This window comes from Glaciecola sp. HA4-3 (assembly GCF_055693685.1).
On the sequence record NZ_CM146340.1, the window covers coordinates 1,933,622 to 1,960,082 of the forward strand.

Consider the following 26,461-nt stretch of genomic DNA (forward strand, 5'->3'; position numbering starts at 1 on the left):
AAACAAGGACTAACACAAGCATGAATTTAAACCTTGCCACAATTCGCATCAAAAACCTACGACTTCGTACATATATCGGCATAAATGAAGATGAAATCAAAAATCAACAAGATGTCGTGATAAATGTTGTGATTCAATATGATGCGAAACAAGCTACAGATTCAGACCAAATGCAAGATGCATTAAATTATAAAACAATTACCAAAGCAATTATTCGTTTAGTTGAAGATAATAGGTTTTCGCTTTTAGAAAAGCTCACCGCTGACATATTAGCAATAGCGGCAGAGCACGATTGGGTTATTTCAGCAGAAGTTGAAGTTGATAAGCCTCACGCGCTTAGATTCTCAGATTCGGTCTCACTTGCCCTTTCTTGTACCAAGGAATAACAATATGAAATCTGTCTTGCTAACAGGTGGAACAGGCTTAATTGGCCGTAAGTTAATCAAAAAGCTTCAACCTCATTACTCGCTAACGGTTGTTACAAGAGACCCTGCTCGTAGTAAAAGACTGCTGGGTGACAATATCAATTTTGTTTTATTGTCTGAGTTAACTGATGTTGATTCATACTATGCAATTATCAACCTTGCAGGTGAGCCAATTGCAGATAAGCGTTGGACAGATACACAAAAACAGATTATTTGCGATTCAAGGTGGGACATCACGCAACAGTTGGTGGATTTAATCAATGACGCTCAACATCCACCTCAGGTTTTTATCAGTGGATCGGCAATAGGCTATTATGGTCGACAAGATGCTACACCAATAAACGAGGATTTCAGCAATATTCACGATGAGTTTAGCTCTCAACTATGTCAAAAGTGGGAAGATATAGCGAACAAAGCAAACACACGCGTATGTATCGCACGCACAGGCATTGTTTTAGATGAGGATGGCGGAGCCTTAGCAAAGATGCTCATGCCCTTTAGACTGGGTCTAGGAGGCCCAATTTCATCTGGTACCCAATACATGTCGTGGATCCATATAGAAGATATGATCAAGGCTTTGGTATTTTTACTTGAGAACGAACAGTGCGCAGGCCCTTTTAATTTCACATCGCCTAACCCTAATACAAATGCTTTTTTTAGTCTTAAACTTGCCAAACGGCTTGAGCGACCTTGTATTTTTAAGGTACCCGCATTTGCAATTAAGACCTTAATGGGAGAATCGTCAGACTTAGTTCTATATGGACAAAAAGTATTACCCGAACGGCTACTTGCTTCTGGTTTTCACTTTTCTTATCCAACCTTAGTGGAAGCCCTAGACAATCTAGAATTGTAGTGACGTAAATATAGTACTAATAAAAAAAGGGGATAGCGTTTCGCGCTATCCCCTTTTTAAACCACTTTTCATTAAACCATCTTACGAAGTAAATGAGCGGTGTTAAGTGATAAAAGACGCCAACAAGCAAGCGCCCCTAATATTCCCACAACAACAGCTCCGCTTATTGGGGCAATGAGCCAGTACTCGATATGCAAGCTAAAGGGCATTTGAAACACTGTGGTTTGCAGCAAATACAAACTAAATTCATTTGCTAATGCTGCCATAAATCCAGCCACTGCCCCAATAATAATAAATTCATTAATCACACTGAATCTAATACTAGTGCCTTTTAAACCAAGTGTTCGCAGTATAGCGAGCTCTTGAAGCCTCTCATCCATACTAGCTTGTACTTGAGCAATAAGGACCAATGACCCGGCAATTAAGACCAAAACCAAAATAAATTCAACCGCTACCGATACTTGGTCAATTATTTCTCTTAATTGGTCGATGCGAGCATCAACATCAAATAGGGTCACACTAGCAAACGGTGCCATCAATGGTGCGATTTCATTTTTGCGCGACTCATCCAAGTGAAAGCTTGTGATGTAGGTTGCACTGAAGTTTTCCATCGCTTTTGGATGAAGAACAAAGAAAAAATTGGGTTGAAGCGTCTGCCAATCAACTTCTCTTATGGACGTAACAGTCGCATTGATAACTTCACTTCCTACATTAAACGTCAGTGTATCGCCCAAGCCTATATCAAGTCGCTTCGAAATTTCTTCTTCCAAGGAAACAGGAACCGGCTCACCCTCTTGCCACGTGTCATGCCATTGGCCCTCGAGTATGACATTTCCTTTTTGCAAGACTGTTCCCCAGCTTAAATTTGCTTCTCGGCCTAAGCCTCTTCTTCCTTCATCAGTTGGATCTTCATCTTCTTTTGTAACATCGGTACGAATTTTTTCATCGTTAATCGCGACAAAGCGCCCACGCGCAACCGGATAGAAATCTTCATATTGCACATTATTGTCATCAAAGTGCGCTTTTAGACTATCTTTTTGCGATTCTGTTACGTTGGCTAAGAAATAGTTGGGTGTCCCTTCTGGTAATTGGTCTCGCCACTGTTTGACCATATCATTACGCATTACAAGTACCACCAACAAGAGCATTATGGTAATGGCAAAACTAATTAGCTGAACTGAGTTACCCATTGCACGCCTTCGGATTCTAGCCCATGCAAGCGTCCAAGCGCCCATGCTGCCACTACCTAGTTTGCGGCCTACCCATATCAATCCATAGGTAACAAACAATAAACTCACGACCAAGACAATGCCAGACACAAATAAAATGCTACTAATAGTCAAATTGCCGCTATATACCCACATCAATAAGAACACTGCCCCCCAGAGAATATAAACTGCAGCGCTCTTGATGACATAGTTGCTGCTATGTCTTTTCGTAATACGCGTAAGGGTGGTACTGAAAACAGTTGTAACAAAGGATAAATACTAAACAACAAAGCACAGGTAACGCCTGTAAATACGGCAATCCCCAATGGTCGCCAATACCAAGTATCAATCGCCACTTCCACTTTATCTTGCAAAGCGATTGCTATACCTTGCTGTATGCCATAACCAATCACACTACCTAAGACTATTCCTAGTAGTGTAATAAAGCATATTTGTACCAGATAAATTGAACGGACCATTGACTTGCTTGCGCCAAGGGTTTTCATAATGGCTACGGGATCGAAGTGACGCTGACTAAATCGTTGAGCAGCAACCGCAATCGATACTGCCGCAAGCACAATTGCCAATAAGCTTGCTAATAGAAAATACTCTTCGGCACGAGCAATAGAATTACCAATTGCAGAGTCATCATCCTCTATACTGGTCCAACGATGTAATTCACGATTCATTTGTGGACGTAGCCAGTCATAATAGTCTTCAAGCTCGCCTGAATCGCCAGTGTAGTAATATTTGTATCGCACACGGCTACTAGGCACCAGTGATATTAGTTGCAGGAATATCATCAACATGCATCAAAATAATGGGGTCAGTGTTAAAAACACTAAAACCTGCGTCAGGAATCTCGCTTAAAATATTTGTGACTGTTAATTGTGTATCACCTACTTCAATTTGGTCGCCAATCGTGATCTGCAACAATTGAATTAATCTAGAATCAGCCCACACTTCGCCTGTAGTTTGACTTTATCGCTTGTTGGAATGCCTTCGCCAAAAGGAATATCTGTTATTGTGATAGTGCCTTTTAACGGATATGCATCATCTACAGCGCGTACGTCAGATAATGCAAGCTCATCTCCTGCAAACACCATCGAACGTGTTGAGATTTGAAACGCGGTTTCTAGTTCGTATTTTTTCGCTTCATTAAGCCAGTTTTCGTCAACAAGTTCACGAGATCGAAGCTGACTGTCTGCAGCGATAAACTCAGCACTTCTATCTGTTAAAGCTTGCTGCAAGCGCTCTGAAAAAAGTGATAAAGACAACACTGAAGCGACTGAGAGTACGATTGCAAGCAGGATAATAGTCAACTCCCCACGTCTTGCCTCGTGCTTGAACAATCGCCAAGCTAAATCAACTGCAATCATGTTTATTCTCCAGAAACCACTTTGAGTGTGGGTGTTGCTTCACTCAGCTCCCCTGCAGTCATTCTTAACTGCCTATCACATTTTTCAGCGAGTTGATTATCATGGGTAACAAGTACCAAGGTAGTATCTGAATCTTTATTTAATGCAAATAGCAAATCTTCAACTTTTTGAGAATTTACTGAATCAAGATTACCGGTAGGTTCATCTGCAAACAATATTTTGGGGTTAGTAATAAATGCTCTTGCAATGGCAACTCTTTGTTGCTCGCCACCAGATAGCTGATTAGGGAAATGATGAGCACGGTGCTCTAAGCCAACTTGTTGGATAATTTCTTGTGCCCTTGCTTTCGCATTCGCCATGCCGGAAATTTCAGCGGGTAACATAATGTTTTCAAGTGCAGTCAAACTTTGAACCAACATGAAGCTTTGGAAGATAAAACCAACTTTTTCGCCTCGTAGTTGAGCACGAGCTTCTTCATCCATGTCATGTAAAGGCTGACCATCTAATAAAATATGTCCACCACTTACTTCATCTAATCCAGCTAATAAACCTAATAATGTAGATTTCCCAGATCCAGATGCGCCAACAATCGCGATGCTTTCTCCCGGTTTGACCTGTATACTAATTGGCTGAAGGATCTGTAACTCGCCTTCATTCGTAGTGACCTTTTTAATTACACTTTTTGTTTCAATCATCAAAGAGGCTTGGCTCATAGTGATAAATCTTTCATCCTGTTTCTCGTTCAAGGCGGGAAATCGCCTTAAAATATGGTTAGTTTTACTTAGTCTTTTATTCGCATATTCGGCGCATTCAGATCAGAGTAAAGATGTCGAATCGATGCCTAAGCAACATAAAGTCTTAGTGTTAGGAGATAGTCTCAGTGCTGCTTATGGACTCACCGAACAACAAGGTTGGGTATATTTGTTAGCACAAAAGTGGCAACAGGAACAACGTTCCATTGAAATTATAAATGCCGCAATCAGCGGTGACACGACCGACGGCGGGTTAGCAAGGCTACCAAGACTGTTAGACTTGCACAAACCAACACATCTGTATATCGAACTAGGCGGTAACAATGCACTACAAGGACACAACCCTAAAAAGATTAAACAAAATTTAATGCAAATGATCGAATTAGCGCAACAAAAAGGAGTAGATGTATCTATTCAAGAAATGCAAATACCAACAAACTTTGGTGCTCGCTATACACGTGCCTTTACCCAAATATTTCATGAATTAGCCAAGGAATATGACATTCCTCTTATTCCCTTCTTTTTGCAAGATATTGCGCTTGATAAATCACTGATGCAAAACGACGGCATTCATCCTACTGCCCAAGCACAACCATTGATTGTAAAAATTATGTCACCTGCACTTCTATCTGCTATTAATTAAACTCAATTGCAACAAAGTAGAGTTGAACAATAAAGCCCATCTTAAATGATGGGCTTTACATACTAAAACCTATCTTTATTGATAAACAATAGGTTTATCGCCTGATAAATCCAAGTAACGGTCACGCAACTTGGTTTGTCTTGATTCCATAGGCATCGCATGCCCTGAAATAAAGACTTGCTCTGCAGCATGCGTGACTTCAAGCGGGTCGCCAGACCATATTACAAAGTCGGCCTGTTTACCTGTCTCTAAGCTTCCTACCTGATCATCTACACCAAATATTTTCGCTGGATTAATAGTCAATGCTGCGATACCAGCGCTATGAGGTAAACCGTTGGCGACAGCATTTCCAGCATGTTGTGGTGCAAGGCGGATATTATGTGTATCAATACCAATAGCAATGGTGACACCTTCTTTGTATAAGCGTCCTGCGTTTTCAAGAGTTGCACCTAAGTTATCAAATCCTCCTAGTAGATTGTATTCAGGATTAAGAATCACAGGTACTTGGGCTTGCGCAATTTGCTGGGCAACTCGCCATCCATCTGTCGCGCCAACAAGCACAAGGTTTATATCTTCATAACGGTCTTTAATTGCTATTGCTTGTAGAATATCTGCTGCGCGATTAGCCGTAACTAGCAAAGGTACCTCTCCCTTTATGACTGGAATAAGTGCTTTTGCATCTGCTCTTGTGATCATGCCTTCCCAATCTTCACTTGGACTTAAATCATAATCACTTGCAAATATAGCCTCATCCAAACTTTGATTAAGTGCCACCCATAACGCAGCGCGACTTTCACCGTTTCTGTCTGCTCCTGAATTACTCACATCTACATGTACACTCACCTGTGTCGCCATTAAAGGATTAAAACTCTTATTTAAGCTAATAACAGCCGCTTGCCCATTGAACAGTTGACCCGTAGAACTTATTCCTGTTACCGCACTTGTAAAACCCTCTAGCCGCGTAATATCAATTACCGTTGAGTCTGAATTAATGGCAAATTGTGCGTCAAATGCAGCACCAACGCTAGAGACAGGATGAGCATCTACACGCGAATCAACAACCCCGGCTGAACCGCTCACTTCAACTAAACCTAAATTAGTCATCGCTCCTATAAAACCCGGAGTAATAACTTTGCCACTTGCATCAATTTGAGTGTAGCCGTTTGGCACAGAAACAGAATCTAGGACTTGTTTTACTTTACCTCTTTCAATTAACAGTGTTCCCTCGCTAATAATTCCTTTGCTTGATAAGGTGTGAATTGTCGCGCCTGTAATCGCCATTTTTTTATCATTGACTTGAGCGCTATCTGTTTGTGCCAAGATGACACTACTTGTAAGACTTAAACATAAACCAACGAAAAAGCATTTACCCATATTCAAATGTCTCATTTGGCATCTCCTTGAGCAATTTGCCCTACTTCAAAATCACTTACTGGCCATTGTTGAGGGTCAGTACGGTCGTAAACTAACGCACCATCAATAAATACTTTTTCGGCTTGTGAGTATGTTGAAAACGGATCGGCACTCCACAAAACTACATCTGCATTTTTACCCTCTTCGATTGAGCCCGTTTGGTCAAAAATACCAATTGATTTAGCAGGATTTGCTGATAACCACTTCCACGCTTCAGCTTGGGTAATATTAATACCAGCACGAACACCATCTGACCACGCTTTAGCCGCTTCTTGATTTAATCGTTGAATACCAATATCACTATCTGAATGAACAATTGCACAAGCATTAGCCGCATGAACCATCGGAATGTTTTCTCTTATGCCGTCATATGCTTCCATTTTAAAGCCGTACCAATCGGCCCACATGGCTGAACAGACATTATTTTCTTCGAGTTTATCAGCAATTTTATATGCTTCAACCGCATGATGAAAAGTGCCAATTTGATAATTAAACTCTTTCATCAAGTCCATCATTATTGTCATCTCATCTGCTCGATAACAATGCATGTGCACAAGAATATCCCCATCTAACACACCTGCTAACGTTTCTAAGCGCAAGTCTCTTTTAGGCGCATCTTTAGCCGTTCCAGCTTCAAGCGCTGAAGAATAGTCTTGCCATTTCTTTTGGTAAGCTTGTGCATCAATCCACGCTTTGCGATAGCCGGCAACATTTGCCATTCTTGTCATCGGCCCTCCGCGTTGACCGTAAACACGCTTAGGGTTTTCACCACATGCCATTTTGATACCGTAAGGCGCATTTGGAAACTTCATATCTTGCATAGTTCTGTCAGGCAGGTTTTTAAGAACAACACTTCGACCACCAAATAAATTAGCCGAACCATAGGTAAAATTTGTAAAGACGTTACGCCGCCGGCCAATGCTCGTTGAAAACCCGGGTCTTGTGGCCATACCGAATGCTCTGCCCATACTTCTGCAGTAACGGGTCCTGTCATTTCATTACCATCAGAGTGCGATTGAGTGCTAGGCATGAAGGATAGACACCCAAGTGGCTGTGATTATCTATGATTCCAGGAGTTACCCACTTACCAGTGCCATCAATTTTTATCGCATCATTTGGCGCGCTGAGGTCTTCACCAAACGCTATAATCTTCCCATCCTCTAGCAGAATATCTGCATCTTCCATTTTATTACCAATACCATCTAGTAAGGTAACATTAGTAATATGAACAGGCTTTGATTCAATAGCTTCGTAAGTACTTGGATAGGGATCACTTAAATCTGCGACGTCAGATTTTTCGGGCTTTTCATTACTACAAGCGCTTAACAAAACACTAGAGATGATTATTGCCAAACCAAGCTTGGTAGGACTAAATTTGAGCATAATTTTCCTTTAAATTGAGGTTGATATAGTGCGTAAGACGAGAAGTCTGCAAATAGTATAGTCACGAAAGTAGGAATTGAAAATAAGTGTTCGTGAATAAGGAGAAAACTGAACTACACTAGCCTTTTTGTAATAGTGCGATGATATCATCACTTTGCTTAAGACGTTTCAATTCACCAAACATCTCATTCGCTTGGGGATACTGTCGCTTAAGATATGAAAACCATTGTTTTACGCGATTGGGATAATATTGACCTTTGTCTGAATAAATTTCATAACCAGAGTATTCAACTAAAAGTGCTCGAGTTTCGGCCCATGTGTAAGGTTGGTGATTGTGTTTAATAGTATTAGCCAAATTCGGTAAAGAAAGTGCCCCTCTGCCAAGCATAATGTCATTGGTGTGACTTTGCGCAATGCAATTACTTGCGTCACTTGAAGACCAAATCTCGCCATTGGCAATGATAGGTATTGTTGTATGGCGTTTAATTTTAGCAATCCAATCCCAATATGCTGGTGGTCGATACCCATCTCGTTTAGTGCGGGCATGAATCACCAAGGATGAAGCACCAGCTTCCTCTATAGCTTGCGCATTTTCAATTGCCAAGGCGGTATCGTCATAACCTAGTCTAATTTTAGCCGTCACCTCGTGCTCAGGCTTAACGGCATCTCTGACAGCTTTTACGATATCAAAAAGGGTTTGTGGATATTGTAGTAATACCGCTCCCCCTTTGGACTTATTGACTGTTTTTGCAGGGCAACCAAAGTTTAAATCAACACCGTGGGACCCAAGTTTTATGGCAGTTTGCGCATTTTTCGCCAGCCAGTATGGGTCTTGGCCAAGCAATTGTACTTTAACTTTTGTACCCGATTGGGTGTAGCCTTCGTTGTGTAACTCAGGACAAATTCTATAGAACACTTTGGCTGGTAGTTGCGTTTGAACAACACGCACGAACTCCGTCACGCACAAATCGAATCCGCCGATTTTGCTTAACATATCTCTCATCAGGCTATCGACAACACCCTCCATAGGAGCAAGTACTATTTTCATGATAGTCCGATATCATTTAGCCTTAGATTGAATACTTAAAGACAGCAACATGTTGTTTAATACTTCGTCGATGTCAGAAAATGCTTCAACACTGAAGTAAATGCTCATTGCCGATGCTACTTCAATACTTTCTACCGACGCATCTTTTGTCGTAAATTCCTGATTAAAAGTATTCGTCAATGCTTCTTTCATTCTTTCAAAAAAGGCCTGAGCTGCTTCTTCTTCAATATTATTTAAGCCAACAATAAACTGTTCTGGACCAAAACGACCAATCACGTCGGATCCTCTTGTAATGTTTTTGAGTGCTTGTGCGATTCGTTGAAGCACTAAATCACCATTAGGTGTGCCTAGTTTCTGATTAAGCTCTACAAAGTTAGCAATATCAAATAATGCAATCGCATTAACTTTTGGTTTCTCAGGTGCTGGCATTTTCTCAATAGCACTAACAGTGGTACTGGCATTGGTCAACTGCGTAATGGGGTCGATTCTTTTGGCTTGGCGTCTTCTATGAAGCGCATAAAAGACAAGTGGTAGAAGCAATAAAGCAAGTGCGCCAAGCACAAGAAAAACACCAAATAGCTTTTGTCTTTTTTGACCTTGAATCTCTGTTTCTAAATTAATGATTTTTTGCTGGAGATTAGCGGTTGCGTACGAGTAATCAGAGTTACCGACTTCAAACCTAATTATCTCAACCTGCTTATTATAAACATCAAATGCGGCCTGTAGCTTAGCTGAATCATGCCCTGTCAGTACATACGCATTGACTAAAAAACGATGATACAGTAATGATCTAGCCATGACGCTTTTATATTGCTCTGAAGCTCCTTCTTGTGCATCTAAAAACGTAATCAAACAAGGTATGTCTTGTTCGAAAAAACAAAGTCGTGCTGAATAATAATGATAAAGTCCATCGTAAATATCAGACCTAACATTTGTCTTAATTTCCCCCAATCCTTCATCGCTTTGCGTAAACCTTCAATATCTAAAATTTCAGCATAAATCTCGGCTTGCGTTATATATTGCAAAAAATTAGTTTGAAAGGTATTAACTCTTGTATTCACCTCAATATATTCATCAAGATACATCAATGCTTCATCCAGTCTGTTGGCATTTTTATTGGTTGTAATGGCGTTACGCAATACCCCTAACAAATGCTCATCAGAGTATGTTCTTCGAGCAATTTGAAGTGCTTGTTCGTATTGACTAGCGGCCAACGCAAACTGCTGCATTCCGCTAAAAAATAGTCCTATTGCATTATGTGCATGTGCTTTAGCTTTGTCATTTCCACTTGCAGTTACTGTTTCTAGTAACTCGTATATGCTAGTTAGTTTATTGGGATCATCCTGTTTTATGCAGCTTATTGTGTAATTGAGTCTTGCACTGGTGAAGATGTCGGTAAATTTATCTTTTGATTGATCACTTGATAACAAATAGTATTCGCATGCTTTATCTGCTTCATCAAATACATCGTGTAAAAAAGCTTTTTGATAAAGTGCCGCTACATAATAGCCTTGGGTTCGTTGTGCCTTTTTATCCTCTACTAGTGGGTAGACGATGTCTTTAGATTTTTCATATTCGCGGCTACATATCATAGAGTGAGTTTTACGCGTAATTAACTCATAGCGTTGTTTTTCAGTTAAATCACTGCGTTCAAGGTATTCATTTATGAAGGGTAAATATGCCGAATCTGGGCAATCGAAAACGGGGGTAAACGTCCGTTCAATGAATTCATCAATGCTTTCCGCGTTTGCAGAGGATATGACACCAAAGCTTGCAAATGTTGTTAAGCAAGCAATGCCAAAGCTCATTAGCCTAATTTTACCCAAGGTATACCCTCACAAATACTACTGACAAGGCCTGTCTGACACGAGCGTGACAGTGCCTTATAAAAAACCGGAAGTCAGAATAATGAGAAACGCGGCTAAAAACAAGTAAAGCGCGACTGTATGCTTGTAAAATAGACACAAAAAAACCAGCAAAAGCTGGTTTTTTTGTCAATATGGCGTCCCCTAGGGGATTCGAACCCCTGTTACCGCCGTGAAAGGGCGGTGTCCTAGGCCTCTAGACGAAGGGGACAAAACTGTTTAATGCTTTGTCATGGTACGCATATTTTGTTATCACCACGGCCTACGTGATGAATCGCTTAACTTACTGCCTAGTGTAAATTAAGCTTGACGACAATTTGATTATTTCAAAGTTTTACCTTTTCAACAAGCAAAAATGGCGTCCCCTAGGGGATTCGAACCCCTGTTACCGCCGTGAAAGGGCGGTGTCCTAGGCCTCTAGACGAAGGGGACACATTATGTCCTTGGTGGAGCTAAGGCGGGATCGAACCGCCGACCTCTTGCATGCCATGCAAGCGCTCTCCCAGCTGAGCTATGGCCCCGCATATCGCTGGAACAAGCCGTTATACACCCCAACCTAGTTACTAAGTCAGTTCGTTAACAGCGGGGCGCATTCTAGGCATCACAGCCAATTATGTCAACGCTTTTTTTAAGAATTTTCACGATTGCTGATGAATTGAACAGCCTTGTCTATTCTTCGTACAACTTGTGCTTTATCTAGTAAATGCAAAGTGACATCTAAGGAAGGGGAATTCCCTGAGCCTGTCACAGCAACCCTTAATGGCATCCCTACTTTTCCCATGCCAACTTCAAGCTCGCTTGCCGTTTCATTAATTGCCTGTTGTATGCTTTCTGGCGTCCATTGACTGATTGACGCTAACTTCTTTTGAACATGCAATAAATTCTCTTTAACCACTGGACGTAAATGCTTTTTAGCGGCATTTGCATCAAACTCTTCAAACTCTTCATAAAAATAGCGACTAACTTGCGCCAATTGAGACAAATTATCGATTCTATCAGCTTGAACTTCAATAAGCGCAGAAAGCTCTGGCCCTTTACTTATATCAATTGATGCTTGCTCAAAATGCCATTTCGCATGCTGGGCAAGCTCTTCCTTTGGTAATGTTTTGATATAATGTTGGTTTAACCATATAAGCTTTTCTGTATTAAATGCACTTGCTGACTTACTGATATTTTTCAGACTAAATAGCTTAATCATTTCATCTAATGAAAACACTTCTTGGTCGCCATGAGACCAACCCAATCTCACTAAATAATTTAACACCGCTTGAGGTAAGTAACCTTCATCTCGATATTGCATGACGCTCACCGCGCCATGACGTTTAGATAACTTCTTACCATCGTCACCTAAAATCATAGATACATGGGCATATTGTGGAATAGGCGCGTTTAGTGCTTGAAGTATGTTAATTTGACGAGGCGTATTATTGATATGATCTTCGCCTCTAACGACATGTGTTATCCCCATATCCCAATCATCAACCACCACACAGAAATTGTAAGTTGGTGCACCATCACTGCGTCGAATGATTAGGTCGTCTAATTCACGATTGGCGATCGTAATGGTACCTCTTACCTCATCATCAAAGCTGACATTGCCTTCCAAAGGATTTTTAAACCTTATTACATATGGCGTATCGGCTGGATGATCGCTTCTATCTCGCCATGTGCCTGGATAACGTGGTTTTTCACCGTTTAGCTCTTGTTCTTCACGAATTTTATCAAGTTCATCTGCGCTCATAAAACATTTATATGCTTTACCCTCAGCTAATAACTGATCAATTAGTTGGTTATATCTTTCAAATCGCTGAGTTTGATAGAAAGGGCCTTCATCGTGCTCTAATCCTAACCACGACATCCCATCTAAAATTGCCTGCTTGGCTTGTTCAGTAGAGCGCTCAATATCGGTATCTTCAATACGCAATACAAACTTGCCGCCTTGGCTTTTAGCAAACAACCACGAATAAAGCGCTGTGCGAGCGCCACCAACATGCAAATAACCAGTTGGACTTGGCGCAAATCGAGTAACTACAGACATTGTTTTTCCTAAATAATAAAAAGCACGGCATTCTACCGCGTTGTTAGCTGGATCAAAAGTTTCCCAACGCTTAAATTGTCTAATTTTACGATGCATTGAAGTATTTTTTTACACACTGTTTCGTTGATGCATAAAATCGACTTATTTTTATGCAATTAGCGCATTTTTACTAAAATGATGTTGACACTTGAAAAGGCAACTCTATAATACCCGCCACTTGATTGAATACACCTGCAGACTAGTAAGTTGTTTAATCAAAGCTCAAAAATTACGGACGCTTAGCTCAGTTGGGAGAGCACCGCCCTTACAAGGCGGGGGTCACTGGTTCAAGCCCAGTAGCGTCCACCAATTTTTTTGTCATCAGTTCCAAATAGATGGACGCTTAGCTCAGTTGGGAGAGCACCGCCCTTACAAGGCGGGGGTCACTGGTTCAAGCCCAGTAGCGTCCACCACCTTCTGTCCCATTGTCTATTACATAATTTTTCATCACTCAGAAAATGTTTCAACATGAAACCTTGTGCCTGTGCTGTAGATGTTTTATGAATAAAATTTAATCATAGTATAAATTGGCCGATAGAAACCTTGTAGAAGGTTGATTCCCATCAAGGCAAGGCGAATTTATATGAACATCCAGAGAAAGTTTATTGTTTCAATGTCAGCTGTTATTGCAATTTTTGTGATTTTGTCAGCTTCACTAAGTGCTTACAACGCAATTAACGAAACAGAACAAACAGTCAATGCGGAAATTCGCAATCGCTCTGAGCAAATCATTGATGTGTTGTCGACCACTGATAAAATTATGGCTGAGCGCGTTCAAAACTCCATGCGTCTTCTGAAAAAAATGGGGGCTGAGCTGGGCAATGTCTCCCAAAGTGGCACAACCACGGTAAATGGTGTTGTTGCAAACGATATTTTATTGGGTGCATCAGCGCAGGGAAATGATTTTCAGTTAGTAGACGGATTAACTGAAATAATGGATGGAACCGCCACTATATTTAGTAAAACTGGGAGCGATTATATACGGATCGCTACTAACGTCATCAAAGATGGCAAACGCGCGATTGGCACCAAATTATCCCCTACTGGAAAAGCAATTAAACTGATAAACAACGGGCAGGCCTATTATGGACAAGTCGATATATTAGGTAATCCGTTTTTAACTGGATATGCCCCCATGAAAAATAGTGCTTCAGAAACGGTTGGAATATGGTATGTCGGATACTCAGCAGACCTTGATGTGGTCAGCGAGTCTATCAAACAAGCTAAGATCTTAGAAACAGGGTTTGTCGCACTTTTAGATGGGAAAGACAATATCCGCGTTCACTCTGATTCCGTCAGCGAGGCAGATGTTTTAGCCGCAATAGCAGATCAAGCGTCATGGCAAATCACGCGGGTGTCATTCGATGCGTGGGGCTACACGCTTATTATGGCCGCAAGTGAAAAAGAAATAAGCGGTATTATCACCAAAGCAGTTTTCGCGTCAATCTTTACACAGGTAGTTGCTGGTGTGATTGTAATACTGGTACTGGTTGTTTTAATTAAAACCATCATTGGCAAACGCATGCAAAGATACATCGATAGTATTCAAAATATTGCCCAGGGTGATGGGGACTTATCTATCAAATTTGATGAGAGTGAATCTGACGAATTTGGTCAAATGGCTTTGGGTTTAAATAGACTGATTACAAAAGTTCAAAATACCATTATTGACGTAAAAAACACGTCACAGAATATGACTGACACCAGTGATTCACTGACATTAATAGCATCGCAAACGCAGCAGAAAATTAGTGAGCTAAATCTTCAAGTTGAAAATATTGCTGCATCTGCATACGAGTTAGAGTCGCAGGCAAACACAGTGGAAGAAAACAGTTTAAATGCTCGTGATGCTGCACAAAGCGCAAGTCAAGATACCGAGATTTCAGTAAGCACCTTGGACTCTACTATTGAAGATATCAAACTACAAACCCAAAACACAGAAAACTCAGTTCGGGTAATTGAAGATTTAGCAAAATCAAGTGACGATATTAGTGGCGTTATGGATGTAATTCGTAATATCGCAGAACAAACAAACTTACTTGCATTAAATGCTGCAATTGAAGCAGCTAGAGCAGGTGAACAAGGTCGAGGGTTCGCAGTCGTTGCTGATGAAGTTCGCTCACTAGCTAGCCGAACTCAAAGTTCTACAGAAGAAATTCGCACAATGATTGAACGTTTGCAATCGGGTAGCTTGGAGGCGTCAAAATCCATGGCTGATAGCCAAAATGCCGCCTCATCTACTGCTGAATCAACAAGTAAAACAAGCGATGCGCTAAGGCAAGCTCTGGCTTCTGTGGATAGTATTCGAGATCTAAATGAAGAGACAGCGACTATGGCAAGCAAACAAAAACAAGTCACGGTTGTCATAAAGGAAGGGATAGAAACTGTTAATAAAGTAAGCAGTGAAAATCAAATGAGTGCTGATGAAATGAAACAACTTTGCGACGATATCGCTAGGCAAATAGCTATCACGCAAGATCAGCTAGCAAGTTACAAGGTCTAGTTTCTTACAACAAATAAATTGCTAAAAAACCGCGATAAGATTAGCAAGAAAGACAAGAGCTAGGCGTTTCTTTGCTTGTAGCAAGTCTGCTCGTGATGGAACAATCGTTTTTGACACTAAGTATATACTTCATTGCTTATCCAGCTTAATTGGAGCACTGTACTTTTGTATTCAGGCTTTATATGTTTAACTTGGTATAAGAGTACTAACCTGGACATGTAATGAAGTACATCATCATCGTCGCAATAGCTGCGCTAATCATTTTTTCTTTCTAAAGAGTGCTAGCGACAAAAAAGCAGCAAGCGCAAATATCGCGTTAGGAAACCAATTCTTATCAGATAACAAAGGTCAAGATGGCGTAATCGAAACTGACTCAGGTTTACAATATACGATATTAAATAAAGGCACAGGTACAACTCACCCAATTGCGTCATCTGTTGTGAAAGTTCATTATCACGGAACATTAATTGACGGCACAGTATTTGATAGCTCTGTTGAAAGAGGCGGGCCAATAAGTTTTCCGTTAAATCGCGTTATTAAAGGATGGACAGAAGGTCTTCAATTAATGGTAGTTGGAGACAAATTTAGGTTTTATATTCCTGCAGAGCTTGCCTATGGCAATAATTCTGCAGGAATTATTGAACCGGGCTCCACGTTAGTGTTTGAAGTCGAACTGTTAGATATCGAATAACATATTGACCAATAAACCCCTATGGCATGGTATTGTGTTAGTTGCTGGTGGAGCAATCGGAGCTGGCATGTTTGCTCTTCCCATGGTGTCTGCCGGTGCATGGACTTTTTGGGCAATTTTTGGTCTTATTCTCATTTGGGGTGTCACCCTACTTTCTGCGGCCTTACTAAATAAAATCCATTTTGCACTTGTAGATGACCCTCGCTATGACATCACGGTTGAAAGTAGCTTTGACTCTTTGGTAACGCACTCATTGGGTCAAAAATGGGCCATATTTAATAATATTAGCATTGTATTTATCATGATGATTTTGATGTATGCATACATCACTGCAGGCGCCAATATTATCAATTATAGTCTTCAGCCTTTAGGTTAAGCGCTACCACAAAAATATAACCCTGTGCTAAGTCTATTATTTACTGCCATTATCGCTTTACTCGTATTTGTTGGCACTTCAGTGGTAAGTCGAATAACTTCATTTCTAATAATGATCATGGCGATTGCTTTTATTTTTATCATTGCCGGTATAACACCAAATATTGATCTTAATGAGTTTAGCAACGCTCAAAACACCTTACACTATTTACCCGCCGCATTACCCGCTTATCTGACAGCTTTTGCTTGTGGTGGGCTTATTCCAACGCTCGTTCGCCATTACCCACGCTCGCCAAAGCACGTATTTCAATCGGTATTTATTGGCACTTTTATCACCTTGTTAATTTATGTAGTCTGGCTTTTGGTAACGCATGGCACTGCAGGACGAGGCGATTTTAGTACAATTATTTCTCGCGGATCTAATATCTCTGCACTTATTGATTCGCTCGTCGATAACGGTGTGAGTCCATCAATTCAAAAGTGGACTACCTTATTGTCTCACTTTGCGATTACTAGCTCTTTTATTGGCGTAAGCTTGGGTTTGTTTCACTTTATACAAGACAAACTTGCACTTACCAACTCTACTTCACACAAATTGACAACACTGACATGCTGTTTTGCTCCGCCGCTTTGTGCAAGCCTTTTTCTTCCCTATGGGTTTGTCTACGCGATAAGCTTTGCTGGTTTATTCGTTGCTTTTAGCTTTTTTACTATACCCGGCATGATGAGCCGCTTTGGTCAACGACAAGGCTTGATAAAAAGTGCAAATATGCCTGGATTGTTACTAATTTTATTCAGCCTTTTAATAATACTTGTGAAAGTCGGTGTATTGTTGTCTCTTTTGCCCACTTTTTAGCGCTTAAACATTGCCACACACATTACAGTCTGCACGTTTTTGAATATTAAATGTCTGCCAACTTGACGTCATTGCATCATACAATAGCAGTTTATTAATAGCAGGCTCACCAAAATCAGTAAGTATCTTAATTGCTTCTAATGCTTGGCTAGCGCCTATTACCCCTACGATTGGTGACATAACACCCGCTTCCGAGCAACTTAAAGTCTGTTCTGATATGGAGATATTAAAGCAGTTATAGCATGCCGTATTTTGTGATGGGATCGCGTTAAACAATTGCCCTTCCATTCTAATTGCCGCCCCCGAAACCAAAGGTGTATTATGCTTAAAGCAGGCTTGGTTGATCATATTGCGAGTTGCAAGATTATCACTGCAATCAAGCACGATATCATGCTGTAAAATCAGCTGAGACATTAATGGAAAATCAACACGCTCAACTAGCGCCTGTATTGAAACTTGAGAATTTATTTGTGAAAGCGCCGCTTTTGCTGATTCGACCTTTTTTTGACCTATCGCGTTTTCAAAATGCAATATTTGACGCTGTAAATTGGTAAGCTCAACCGAATCATCATCAACTAAAGTGATCGTACCGCAGCCTGAAGCTGTTAAGAATTGAGCGGCGCTGCACCCTAAACCGCCCAAACCAATAAGTAAAACACGGCTGCTCATTAATTGTTCTTGTCTATCTAAATCAAAGCCTTGCAATGATATCTGACGATTATAGCGCAGGGCATCTTGTGGCGTAATTACGTTACTTGCCATTATTTGTTTAATCACCTTTATTTAATATTACGACTAAAAAGCGCAACATTTACAAACTCACCGATCTCTATGTTTGCTCTTTCTTGTTCAAGCACTGCATAGCAATTACTTTTGCTAAATCCAGACAGTACACCAGAGCTCTGATTGACCACGGCTTTTACGCATGCTTCGCCATGACTATCTAAAAACAAATCTACTCGTTGATAATCTGTTCTGCTAAGGCCTTTTCTTAAAAACACTGCAGGCTTTTGCTCGAATAAGCATTGGTTGACTCAGCGTTGCACCAGATACCATATCTAATGCGGGACTGACGATTTGATCAAAGGTAACCGCCGCTGAGACAGGGTTACTAAGGCAAACCAAAAAAAATACTTGAGGGAAGTTGGCCAAACGCTAAAGGCTTACCCGGTTTAATCGCTAGTTTCCAAAATACGATATCACCATACTCGCTTAACACTTCTTTGGTGTAATCGGCCTCTCCCACTGACACGCCACCGCTGCTTATAACGACATCTGCAAAGTCATCAGCTTGTTCAAACGCTTTTCTAATTTGAAGTTTGTCATCGTTTATTAAGCCTAAATCTAAGACATCAATATTCCACTTTGACAACATCGCACACAGCATGGGTCTGTTGCTATCAAAAATTCTATCTGCACGTGGATGTTCTCCAGCACAAAGCAGTTCATCTCCGGTTGAAAAGACCGCAACTTTAGGTTTTCGGTAAACCATCACGGTAGCAAGGCCTAAAGAAGCAATTAATCCAATATCAATTGGACTTAAGCGATGCCCCTTTTTTAAAACGACATGACCCTTTGCAATATCGCCTCCAACTGGCCGGATATTTGCGCCTTTGTTAATATTGCTCAACAGTGTAACTTCATTCCCATCAAGCGCGACTGATTCCTGCATAATAACAGTATCAGCGCCACTAGGCAGTTGCGCCCCTGTCATAATTTGTACGCAAGTACCCTGCGAGAGCTTGCCTAAATAAGCATTACCAGCAAGACTTAAGCCTACCTTATTTAGTATTTTGCTTTTGGCTAAATCAGCAAAAGCAAACGCATATCCATCCATGGCCGAATTATCGTACGCTGGCACGTTTATCGGCGAAACAATATCCTGAGCCAGTACCCTATCTAGAGCATCACATAAAGCACACGTCTGCGTATCTGTTATAGGCTGTATTTGCTCAATAATGTTACCGAGCGCGTGCTCGATTGGCAAAAGTCCAGGCGAATCACATCCGGCAGTCATAATGGTATTCCTATAGGTTGACCAATGTTTACTTTACCACACGCAAATTACTAGTGAGGTGTTTACGTGCTGTTATTTTATTAGCAAATTGAATAAGTAATAGCGTATTTATTATGGTTCACAGCCCAATATGACAGTTTTGTTACACTTTTATGACAGTCATGTTACTATAAAGGCGTGTAGAGACACTAAGATCGCTTCATACAAAGAGGTAAATATGAATTTTAGAAAAGTACTTAGAAAAACACTTAAACGACGCAGCCCATACGCACCAGTTGCTTTACTAGGTCGAAAGACCGTCGAACAATGTCTATGTGCCAAAATAAAAAAGCATAAAACAATCGAAAACGAACTTAACAATGCTTAATACTTTGCTAGTTTGAAACCTTCTGATGTGAGTGTTTCACACATAGCCTTAATGTGACGGGGGCCAATCTCGCAACAGCCCCCTAAAATTGTTGCCCCATCATTTGCCCACTTAAGGGCATGTTTAGCATACTGCTGAGGCTCTAAATCTTGCCTGCTTTGAAGTTGCTCAACTGTTCCGCCTGGATGCAGCGCTGCTACTGACACAAATCCATTTGCATATGCGCCCGACATCGGTCCATAGCCCGTAATATTGGCTAGTGAGTGTCCAATTGCTTCAGGTTGGCTACAATTAAGTAAAATTGCATCTGCGTTAAGCTCAGCAACCGCTTTAGCGGCTTCATTAACTCGCTCACCACTGCGTAACAACCCGTATTGAGTATCACTAACCGTTAACGCAACCCATACGGGCTTGCCACTTTCTTTGCCAGCAATACATGCTGCGCGAGCTTCATCAATAGAGGCCATGGTTTCACACAAAAACAAATCACTAGCGGGGTCTTGCAGCGCCACTAGCTTTCGATAATTAATAAGTGCTTCATCAAAAGGTAACGACACTTCAGGTTGATAACTGGCGATCAATGGGGGTAAACACGCCGCAATTCTTGTTTGACTAACTTCGCTTTTCTCTATTGCTTGTCGCGCAGCATCCATTGCTTTTTGATGCAAAATTGGCAATATCTCTAGCTGATTTTCGCGGGCTAATCTATCGGGGGTGGCGGTATAAGTATTGAGCGTGATAATTTGAGCACCACTTTTGATAAAATCTAGATGCAATTGACTCACATAAGGTGCGGCTCATTAAGCATAACGTCAGCAGACCACAAGGGAGTAATTGGTCGAGAGCTTCTTGCTAATAACTCTTGGCCCATGCCGCCATCAAGAATAGTAATTTGTGTCATTTTATATCTGTAAGTCAGCTAAACGAATAACATGTTGATTCAGTAAACGCTGTTGTCTGCCATGTGCAGAGAAGGTGATTAGCGTATCGAGCATGTTTTTTTTGCCCCATTCAATTGTCACAATGCCATAATTTGTTTCTCGAGCTACATCACCTACCCTAAAGCTATTTGACTCTGTTACCTTTGAATAACTCTGCGTCATTCCACTAGAGGTGAAATCCCACATAGGATAAGGTACGCTGCTTCCTAATTGTCCGGTGTCGACTGATATTTCCATTAAATGCCTATCACCACTTAAAAAGACGACACCATTAGCCTGTGTTTGTGTAATAAGATCATATAGTGCTTGTCGCTGTTTGGGCATGATCCCCCAGCTTTCCCAAGCATGCTCGTAAGCAACCACTTGGATAGAGCTTATTACTAAGCGTAAATCAGCGTCCTTTTTGAATTCTTGCGCTAACCAATTCCACTGTGCGTCTCCTAACATTGACTTTGATGCATCATTTTGCATGATATAGGGGCCTTTGCCCGAAGGGCGACCTTGTGGGTTTTTCACGAGCTCGTCTCGATGGTATCGTGTATCTAACATGATAATTTGTAATTTCTTACCATTGTCTTGAATGATTCTTGAGTGGTAGATACCGTCTTGTTGTCGAACAGGATGTTGTGCAGGAAAACCAAAGAAATCTAAAAATGCGGTTTGACTTTGTGCTTTTAATGCAAATTCCTTACCCGCGTCATTAGCACCATAGTCGTGATCATCCCACGTTCCCATAAGAAGTGGCACTTGACGCCTAAAATCTGCAAATCCATGAATGTTGGCAACATCGTCGTATGCTTGCTTAAAGCGCTTGGGATCTGTTACCGGCCCATACACTCGCTTCCCATCAATCCATTGATTATCGGCATACTGGTTATCACCAATAAAGAAAAATGCGTCTGGCTTATGCCTTGAAATATCTCGCCAAATAGGCTGTGCTTGGTATTCTCTAGCACAAGAACCAAAAGCAACAACCGTTTGTTGCGACAATGACATTTCAGCATCGGGGCCCAATGAGCTTGCAACTTGTGCGTTGCTATAGGTGCTATTAATAGCCATTAAGGTAATCATCGCTGTAAAGCAACTAAAGAGCTTGAACATTGACATTTAGTGTCGCCTTATAAGAATCAAATCAATTCAACATGTTGGTTAAGTATTGCATTATAATAGGGTTTTGCATAAACATTTGTAAAACACCTTGTTAGCCCCAATATCGTGTTTGCTCGGTTGGTTTCTTTCACCAAAATGTAACTACTCAAATAGGACTCTTAATTTGCGCTCTTCTCGATTTCCCGAAAATGAAGATACCTCGTTAAATTGGCGGATTTTTAAAAAGCTATGGCCATTTTTAGCTGAATATAAACAAAGAGTATTTTTAGCCATTGCTTGTCTTGTTGGTGCAAAGATTGCCAGTGTAAGTCTACCATTTGTGCTCAAGCATATCGTTGACAACCTTAATTTAGACAGTCAACTAGAAGGACTGTTGGCCGTAATCATTAGCCTTATAATTGCCTACGGTGCGTTACGGCTTGCTAATGTATTATTTGGCGAGATTAGAGACACCTTGTTTGGACGTGTTACTGAAAGAGCGATGCGCAGAGTTGGACTAAAAGTATTTAATCATTTACATCGCCTTGATTTAGATTTTCATGTATCAAGGCAAACTGGTGGCTTATCAAGAGATATAGAGCGCGGCACCAGTGGAATTAGTTTTTTAATGCGCTTCATGGTGTTTAACATTGGCCCTACGTTGTTAGAAATATTCATGGTTGTGGGTATTTTGTTATTCAATTATGGCTTTACTTTCGCGCTAGTTATCATTATTTCCGTTATCACTTATGTGACTTTTTCTGTGAAGGCCACCGATTGGCGCACAAAATATGTCAAAGAACTTAATCAAGCTGATAATCAATCGACCACCCGTGCTGTCGATAGCTTGTTGAATTTTGAAACCGTTAAATATTTTAACAATGAAGAATATGAAGCAAAGCGCTATGACCTTGGGCTGGCTAATTGGGAACAAGCGAGGCGGAAAAATCGTTTGTCATTATTTGCATTAAACGGTGGTCAAGCCTTAATTATCGCCATTGCCATGACAAGCATGTTAGCGTTGGCTGCACTTGAGGTTGCCAATGGGAATATGACCATAGGTGACTTTGTATTGGTAAATGCATTTACAATGCAGATTTTTATGCCGCTAAATTTTTTAGGGTTTGTCTATCGTGAAATTAGAGGCTCTTTAACCAATATCGAGAACCTCTTCACTTTATTAGAAAAACCTCCCCAAATTAATGATGTAGCTACGGCTAAACCTCTAGTCCTTTCTAGGGGCGAAATCACCTTTGAAAACATGAGCTTTTCTTATCATCCTCAACGCTCAATTATTGAAAACCTAAGTTTTGTTATTCAGCCGGGGACAAAGGTCGCAGTAGTAGGGGAAAGTGGCGCAGGCAAATCAACCTTGGTTAAACTACTTTTTCGTTTTTATGACCCAACTAGTGGTAGCATTAAAATTGATGGACAAGACATATCGACGGTCACTCAGGCATCATTAAGGCAAATGATTGGGATCGTTCCTCAAGATACGGTGTTATTTAATGACACCTTATACGAGAATATAAAATATGGTCGTCCAGATGCAAGTAAATCCGACATTGACAGGGCCATAGAGCTTGCTCATCTTAAAGACTTTGTTGAGCGCTTACCGGACAAAGGCGATACGCAAGTAGGCGAGCGTGGACTCAAGTTATCAGGCGGTGAAAAGCAGCGCGTGGCGATTGCACGGGCGATTCTAAAAAATCCACCCATTATGATATTTGATGAAGCCACTTCTTCATTAGACTCGCAATCTGAACAAGCTATTCTTAGAGCATTAGAAAACATAGCCAAAAACCATACAAGCTTTGTGGTTGCGCATCGTTTATCGACCATTATGGACGCAGACAACATTATTGTTATGCAGGATGGTAAAATCGCAGAACAAGGCACTCACAACGAACTGTTGAGCAAAAACGGTTTGTATGCAAAGTTATGGTTAGCGCAGCAAGAAAGGCAAAATACTAATGACAGACAAGCTTAAGCAGACAACTCATGCAAAAGCCCCTATTGCTCAAGATATCGATTTTGATGTACTTGATATTGACCAGCGATATCTTGTCGATACGCTCAATACAAAAATGCCTTTTGGGAAGTATAAAGGACTAAAACTATTACATTTACCAGAGCCTTACCTTGTTTGGTTCCACAAAAAAGGCTGGCCTAATGGAAAATTGGGCCAGCAACTTGCTTTGTTGTATGAGATTAAACTTAATGGGCTTGAAAAAATCCTTGCGCCATTAATTATCGACGAAACACTTAAGTCTTAATTATTACGTTTATTTTTTAAGATGATCAGCCACCAAAAACGCCATTTCTAGGACCTGATCTGCATTTAGTCGAGGATCGCACTGCGTTTGATACGCTTGAGCAAGATCGTCATCGCTTATTTCATAAGCACCACCGGTGCATTCAGTTACATGTTGACCCGTCATTTCTAAATGAATGCCGCCCGCATGAGTTCCTTCAGCTTGATGCGCTTGGAAAAATTGCTTTATTTCACTTAAAATCGCATCGAAATTACGTGTTTTATAACCGCTTGATGCTTTTATTGTATTACCATGCATAGGATCAGAGCTCCATACCACATTACGACCTTCTGCCTTTACTCTTTTGAGCAAATTGGGCAATTTATCGCTCAATACATTCGCACCCATTCTGGTAATAAGGGTGAGCCTACTAAGGCGTATTGTCAGGGCTTAAAGCATCAATTAAACGAATTAAATCATCTTCTTGCATACTCAGGCCCAATTTTTACACCGATAGGGTTATTAATACCACGGAAAAACTCAACATGTGCATGGTCGAGTTGACGTGTCCGTTCACCAATCCATAACATGTGGGCGGAACAGTTGTAGGGTTTATCAGTAAGGGTATCAATCCTAGTCAAAGCCTGTTCATAATTAAGTAACAATGCTTCATGGGACGTGAACAGATTGGTTTCGTGTAAGGCACTAGTATTACCGCTGTTGATACCAATCACATTCATAAACGCTAAAGTGTCTTCGATGCGTTTTGCAATGTCTTGATATCGTTCTTTTAGCGGATTGTTTTCAAGAAACGCCATGTTCCAGCGATTCACTTGATGTAAATCCGCTAAACCACCTTGAGCGAAGGCGCGCAATAGGTTTAGGGTAGATGCGCTGCGATGATAAGCTTCAAGCAACCTTTCAGGATTTGGCTCACGTGCTTGTGGTGTGAACTCAAAGCTATTAATAATATCACCGCGATAGCTTGGCAAAGACACTCCATTTATTGTTTCCAGATCGGAAGATCGAGGTTTTGCGTATTGTCCAGCCATACGCGCGACTTTAGTTACCGGGCATCGGCCAGCAAAAGTCATCACAATAGCCATCTGCAAAATTACTTTAAACGTATCGCGAATCTTAGGGGCATTAAATTCATTAAATGACTCTGCACAGTCACCCCCTTGCAACAAAAAGCCTTTCCCCTGAGATACATCGCCTAGTTGCTTATACAACTGACGTGTTTCTTCAGCAAAAACAAGCGGTGGATAACTAGCAAGCTTAGCTTCGACATCGCTTAATAAGGCTTGATTTTGGTAATTTGGTTGTTGCAAAATTGGCTTATTGCGCCAACTATCGATACTCCACTGACTCACGAATATTCCTTTTTTAGATTTCTTTGGCTAATACTTCATTAATAATCATGCAAGAATACCATATAATGGCCCTTAGATAAGGGAAGAACTATCATTTATAAGGTATTTTTTATCACAGTTGGAATCATGTATTAAGCGAAAGCCATGTTGAAAAATATGTGTTAATCGGCTGGGCAGCAAGGTATCTTCTTTATCACCTGAAAAAACAAGTTCACCTTTATGCATAAGCGCTACATGACTTGCGTGCTGAAGGCTGTGGTTAACATCATGGGTGCTTATTATCACTAAATTACCTTTTTGAGTAAACACATCAAGCAAAGCAAATAATGCGCTTTGGTATTTTACATCAAGCTGTTGTGCAGGTTCATCTAGCAGTATTAACGCTTCCCCTTTTAAAATGCTAGGCCAAATGTTTAATAGACTCTTGGCAATATAAAACCGTTGTTGTTGCCCACCAGATAATGACAACAAAGGCTTTGATTTTAGTTGTTCAATATGAAGGCTTTTCTCAAGTAATTCTGGTACCTGTTTACTACCAGTAAAAAAGGTAAGTAACTGCGCTACAGTGACCTTAAAATCACAGTCATGGTCTTGCGATAAGTAGGCTCTATTTATGGCTAAATTCGCAGGTGAAATAGCACTAAGATCAACACTATTAATCAGTACTTTTCCTTTATCACACGGCACAATACCAGCAATACATTCCAATAACGATGACTTACCTGCACCATTTTCACCAAGCAAGTGCCATTGCTCACCCGACTTAATCATTAGATTAAGATCACATAAACGATGCGTAACAGTGGTATTTATAAGGTTTATCGTCGCCATTGCAGAGAAATTGGGATCATTATCAAATAGTCTGGTGAATACTGAGCATCGTATCATCAAACTACCTTGCTGTAAGTGTATTTTGTCTATACTTCTTGGACTTTATCGTTGGGGTAA

General features: G+C 40.8%; 19 protein-coding genes, 5 tRNA genes and 5 pseudogenes. 11 read left to right on the forward strand and 18 right to left on the reverse strand.

The annotated features are described in order from the left end of the window. Positions 1-20: 20 nt before the first annotated feature. Complete coding sequence (gene folX, locus ACZ1G6_RS09165; protein WP_472616037.1) at positions 21-386, forward strand: dihydroneopterin triphosphate 2'-epimerase; 366 nt, start codon at positions 21-23, stop codon at positions 384-386. Between the two features lie 4 nt (positions 387-390). Continuing rightward, positions 391-1,278: a TIGR01777 family oxidoreductase gene (locus tag ACZ1G6_RS09170; protein WP_472616038.1), complete on the forward strand. Its 888-nt coding sequence runs from the start codon at positions 391-393 to the stop codon at positions 1,276-1,278. A 71-nt stretch (positions 1,279-1,349) separates the two neighbouring features. Here the strand turns inward: ACZ1G6_RS09170 and ACZ1G6_RS09175 are convergent. Beyond that, positions 1,350-3,865 (reverse strand): annotated as a pseudogene (locus tag ACZ1G6_RS09175) (ABC transporter permease). Positions 3,866-3,867: 2 nt separating this feature from the next. Then, on the reverse strand, positions 3,868-4,560 hold the full coding sequence (locus ACZ1G6_RS09180; RefSeq protein WP_472618963.1) for an ABC transporter ATP-binding protein: 693 nt from the start codon (positions 4,558-4,560) through the stop codon (positions 3,868-3,870). Positions 4,561-4,702: 142 nt separating this feature from the next. Between ACZ1G6_RS09180 and ACZ1G6_RS09185 the strand changes: the two genes are divergently transcribed. Then, positions 4,703-5,260: an arylesterase gene (locus tag ACZ1G6_RS09185; RefSeq protein ID WP_472616039.1), complete on the forward strand. Its 558-nt coding sequence runs from the start codon at positions 4,703-4,705 to the stop codon at positions 5,258-5,260. 75 nt (positions 5,261-5,335) lie between these two features. Here ACZ1G6_RS09185 and ACZ1G6_RS09190 read toward each other — a convergent pair whose 3' ends face one another. The 9 genes and pseudogenes from ACZ1G6_RS09190 to gltX form a co-directional block, all read right to left on the reverse strand. Further along, positions 5,336-6,649: an amidohydrolase family protein gene (locus ACZ1G6_RS09190; protein ID WP_472616040.1), complete on the reverse strand. Its 1,314-nt coding sequence runs from the start codon at positions 6,647-6,649 to the stop codon at positions 5,336-5,338. Beyond that, positions 6,646-8,056: pseudogene (locus ACZ1G6_RS09195) on the reverse strand (amidohydrolase). Before ACZ1G6_RS09195 ends, ACZ1G6_RS09190 begins: the two are co-directional and overlap by 4 nt. Positions 8,057-8,174: 118 nt before the next feature. Further along, positions 8,175-9,104 carry a tRNA-dihydrouridine synthase gene (locus tag ACZ1G6_RS09200; RefSeq protein ID WP_472616041.1) on the reverse strand — a complete coding sequence of 310 codons (930 nt, stop codon included), beginning with the start codon at positions 9,102-9,104 and terminating at the stop codon, positions 8,175-8,177. 12 nt (positions 9,105-9,116) lie between these two features. Further along, positions 9,117-9,956, reverse strand: a complete 840-nt coding sequence (locus ACZ1G6_RS09205) for a diguanylate cyclase domain-containing protein (RefSeq protein WP_472616042.1) — start codon at positions 9,954-9,956, stop codon at positions 9,117-9,119. Beyond that, positions 9,953-10,930, reverse strand: coding sequence for a tetratricopeptide repeat protein (locus ACZ1G6_RS09210; protein ID WP_472616043.1), 978 nt, complete (start codon positions 10,928-10,930; stop codon positions 9,953-9,955). Before ACZ1G6_RS09210 ends, ACZ1G6_RS09205 begins: the two co-directional genes overlap by 4 nt. Before the next feature lie 174 nt (positions 10,931-11,104). Further along, positions 11,105-11,180 (reverse strand) — tRNA-Glu (locus tag ACZ1G6_RS09215). A gap of 145 nt (positions 11,181-11,325) precedes the next feature. Then, positions 11,326-11,401, reverse strand: a tRNA-Glu gene (locus ACZ1G6_RS09220). A 12-nt stretch (positions 11,402-11,413) separates the two neighbouring features. Further along, a tRNA-Ala gene (locus ACZ1G6_RS09225) sits at positions 11,414-11,490 on the reverse strand. 107 nt (positions 11,491-11,597) lie between these two features. Beyond that, positions 11,598-13,007, reverse strand: a complete 1,410-nt coding sequence (gltX, locus tag ACZ1G6_RS09230; protein WP_472616044.1) for a glutamate--tRNA ligase — start codon at positions 13,005-13,007, stop codon at positions 11,598-11,600. 272 nt (positions 13,008-13,279) lie between these two features. On the opposite strand from gltX, the gene ACZ1G6_RS09235 reads away from it, so the two are divergent. The 5 genes and pseudogenes from ACZ1G6_RS09235 (at position 13,280) to ACZ1G6_RS09255 (ending at position 17,471) form a co-directional block, all read left to right on the forward strand. Next, positions 13,280-13,355 (forward strand) — tRNA-Val (locus ACZ1G6_RS09235). A gap of 28 nt (positions 13,356-13,383) precedes the next feature. Further along, a tRNA-Val gene (locus ACZ1G6_RS09240) sits at positions 13,384-13,459 on the forward strand. 170 nt (positions 13,460-13,629) lie between these two features. Continuing rightward, positions 13,630-15,549 carry a methyl-accepting chemotaxis protein gene (locus ACZ1G6_RS09245; protein ID WP_472616045.1) on the forward strand — a complete coding sequence of 640 codons (1,920 nt, stop codon included), beginning with the start codon at positions 13,630-13,632 and terminating at the stop codon, positions 15,547-15,549. A gap of 221 nt (positions 15,550-15,770) precedes the next feature. Further along, positions 15,771-16,240, forward strand: a pseudogene (locus ACZ1G6_RS09250) (FKBP-type peptidyl-prolyl cis-trans isomerase). A 4-nt stretch (positions 16,241-16,244) separates the two neighbouring features. Further along, positions 16,245-17,471 (forward strand): annotated as a pseudogene (locus ACZ1G6_RS09255) (aromatic amino acid transport family protein). A gap of 3 nt (positions 17,472-17,474) precedes the next feature. On the opposite strand, the gene moeB reads toward ACZ1G6_RS09255, so the two are convergent. The 3 genes from moeB to ACZ1G6_RS09270 form a co-directional block, all read right to left on the reverse strand. Further along, entirely contained in the window at positions 17,475-18,233 is a 759-nt protein-coding gene (gene moeB / locus ACZ1G6_RS09260) for a molybdopterin-synthase adenylyltransferase MoeB (protein WP_472616046.1), read from the reverse strand. A 17-nt stretch (positions 18,234-18,250) separates the two neighbouring features. Next, a complete protein-coding gene (locus ACZ1G6_RS09265) occupies positions 18,251-18,472 on the reverse strand; it encodes a hypothetical protein (protein WP_472616047.1) in 222 nt (73 codons plus the stop codon). 110 nt (positions 18,473-18,582) lie between these two features. Further along, positions 18,583-19,488, reverse strand: coding sequence for a molybdopterin molybdotransferase MoeA (locus tag ACZ1G6_RS09270; protein ID WP_472616048.1), 906 nt, complete (start codon positions 19,486-19,488; stop codon positions 18,583-18,585). A 217-nt stretch (positions 19,489-19,705) separates the two neighbouring features. On the opposite strand from ACZ1G6_RS09270, the gene ACZ1G6_RS09275 reads away from it, so the two are divergent. Then, entirely contained in the window at positions 19,706-19,855 is a 150-nt protein-coding gene (locus ACZ1G6_RS09275; RefSeq protein ID WP_472616049.1) for a hypothetical protein, read from the forward strand. Here ACZ1G6_RS09275 and ACZ1G6_RS09280 read toward each other — a convergent pair. Beyond that, complete coding sequence (locus ACZ1G6_RS09280; protein WP_472616050.1) at positions 19,852-20,640, reverse strand: homocysteine S-methyltransferase family protein; 789 nt, start codon at positions 20,638-20,640, stop codon at positions 19,852-19,854. The genes ACZ1G6_RS09275 and ACZ1G6_RS09280 overlap by 4 nt on opposite strands. A 117-nt stretch (positions 20,641-20,757) precedes the next feature. Further along, a complete protein-coding gene (locus tag ACZ1G6_RS09285; RefSeq protein WP_472616051.1) occupies positions 20,758-21,903 on the reverse strand; it encodes an alkaline phosphatase D family protein in 1,146 nt (381 codons plus the stop codon). Between the two features lie 166 nt (positions 21,904-22,069). Between ACZ1G6_RS09285 and ACZ1G6_RS09290 the strand changes: the two genes are divergently transcribed. Together ACZ1G6_RS09290 and ACZ1G6_RS09295 are read left to right on the forward strand one after the other, a co-directional pair. Then, complete coding sequence (locus tag ACZ1G6_RS09290) at positions 22,070-23,875, forward strand: ABCB family ABC transporter ATP-binding protein/permease (protein WP_472616052.1); 1,806 nt, start codon at positions 22,070-22,072, stop codon at positions 23,873-23,875. A 58-nt stretch (positions 23,876-23,933) separates the two neighbouring features. After that, positions 23,934-24,161 carry a DUF3820 family protein gene (locus tag ACZ1G6_RS09295; RefSeq protein WP_472618964.1) on the forward strand — a complete coding sequence of 76 codons (228 nt, stop codon included), beginning with the start codon at positions 23,934-23,936 and terminating at the stop codon, positions 24,159-24,161. Positions 24,162-24,170: 9 nt separating this feature from the next. On the opposite strand, the pseudogene ACZ1G6_RS09300 reads toward ACZ1G6_RS09295, so the two are convergent. Next, a pseudogene (locus tag ACZ1G6_RS09300) lies at positions 24,171-25,513 on the reverse strand (class II 3-deoxy-7-phosphoheptulonate synthase). Between the two features lie 72 nt (positions 25,514-25,585). Next, a complete protein-coding gene (locus ACZ1G6_RS09305) occupies positions 25,586-26,401 on the reverse strand; it encodes an ATP-binding cassette domain-containing protein (protein ID WP_472616053.1) in 816 nt (271 codons plus the stop codon). Positions 26,402-26,461: the final 60 nt, after the last annotated feature.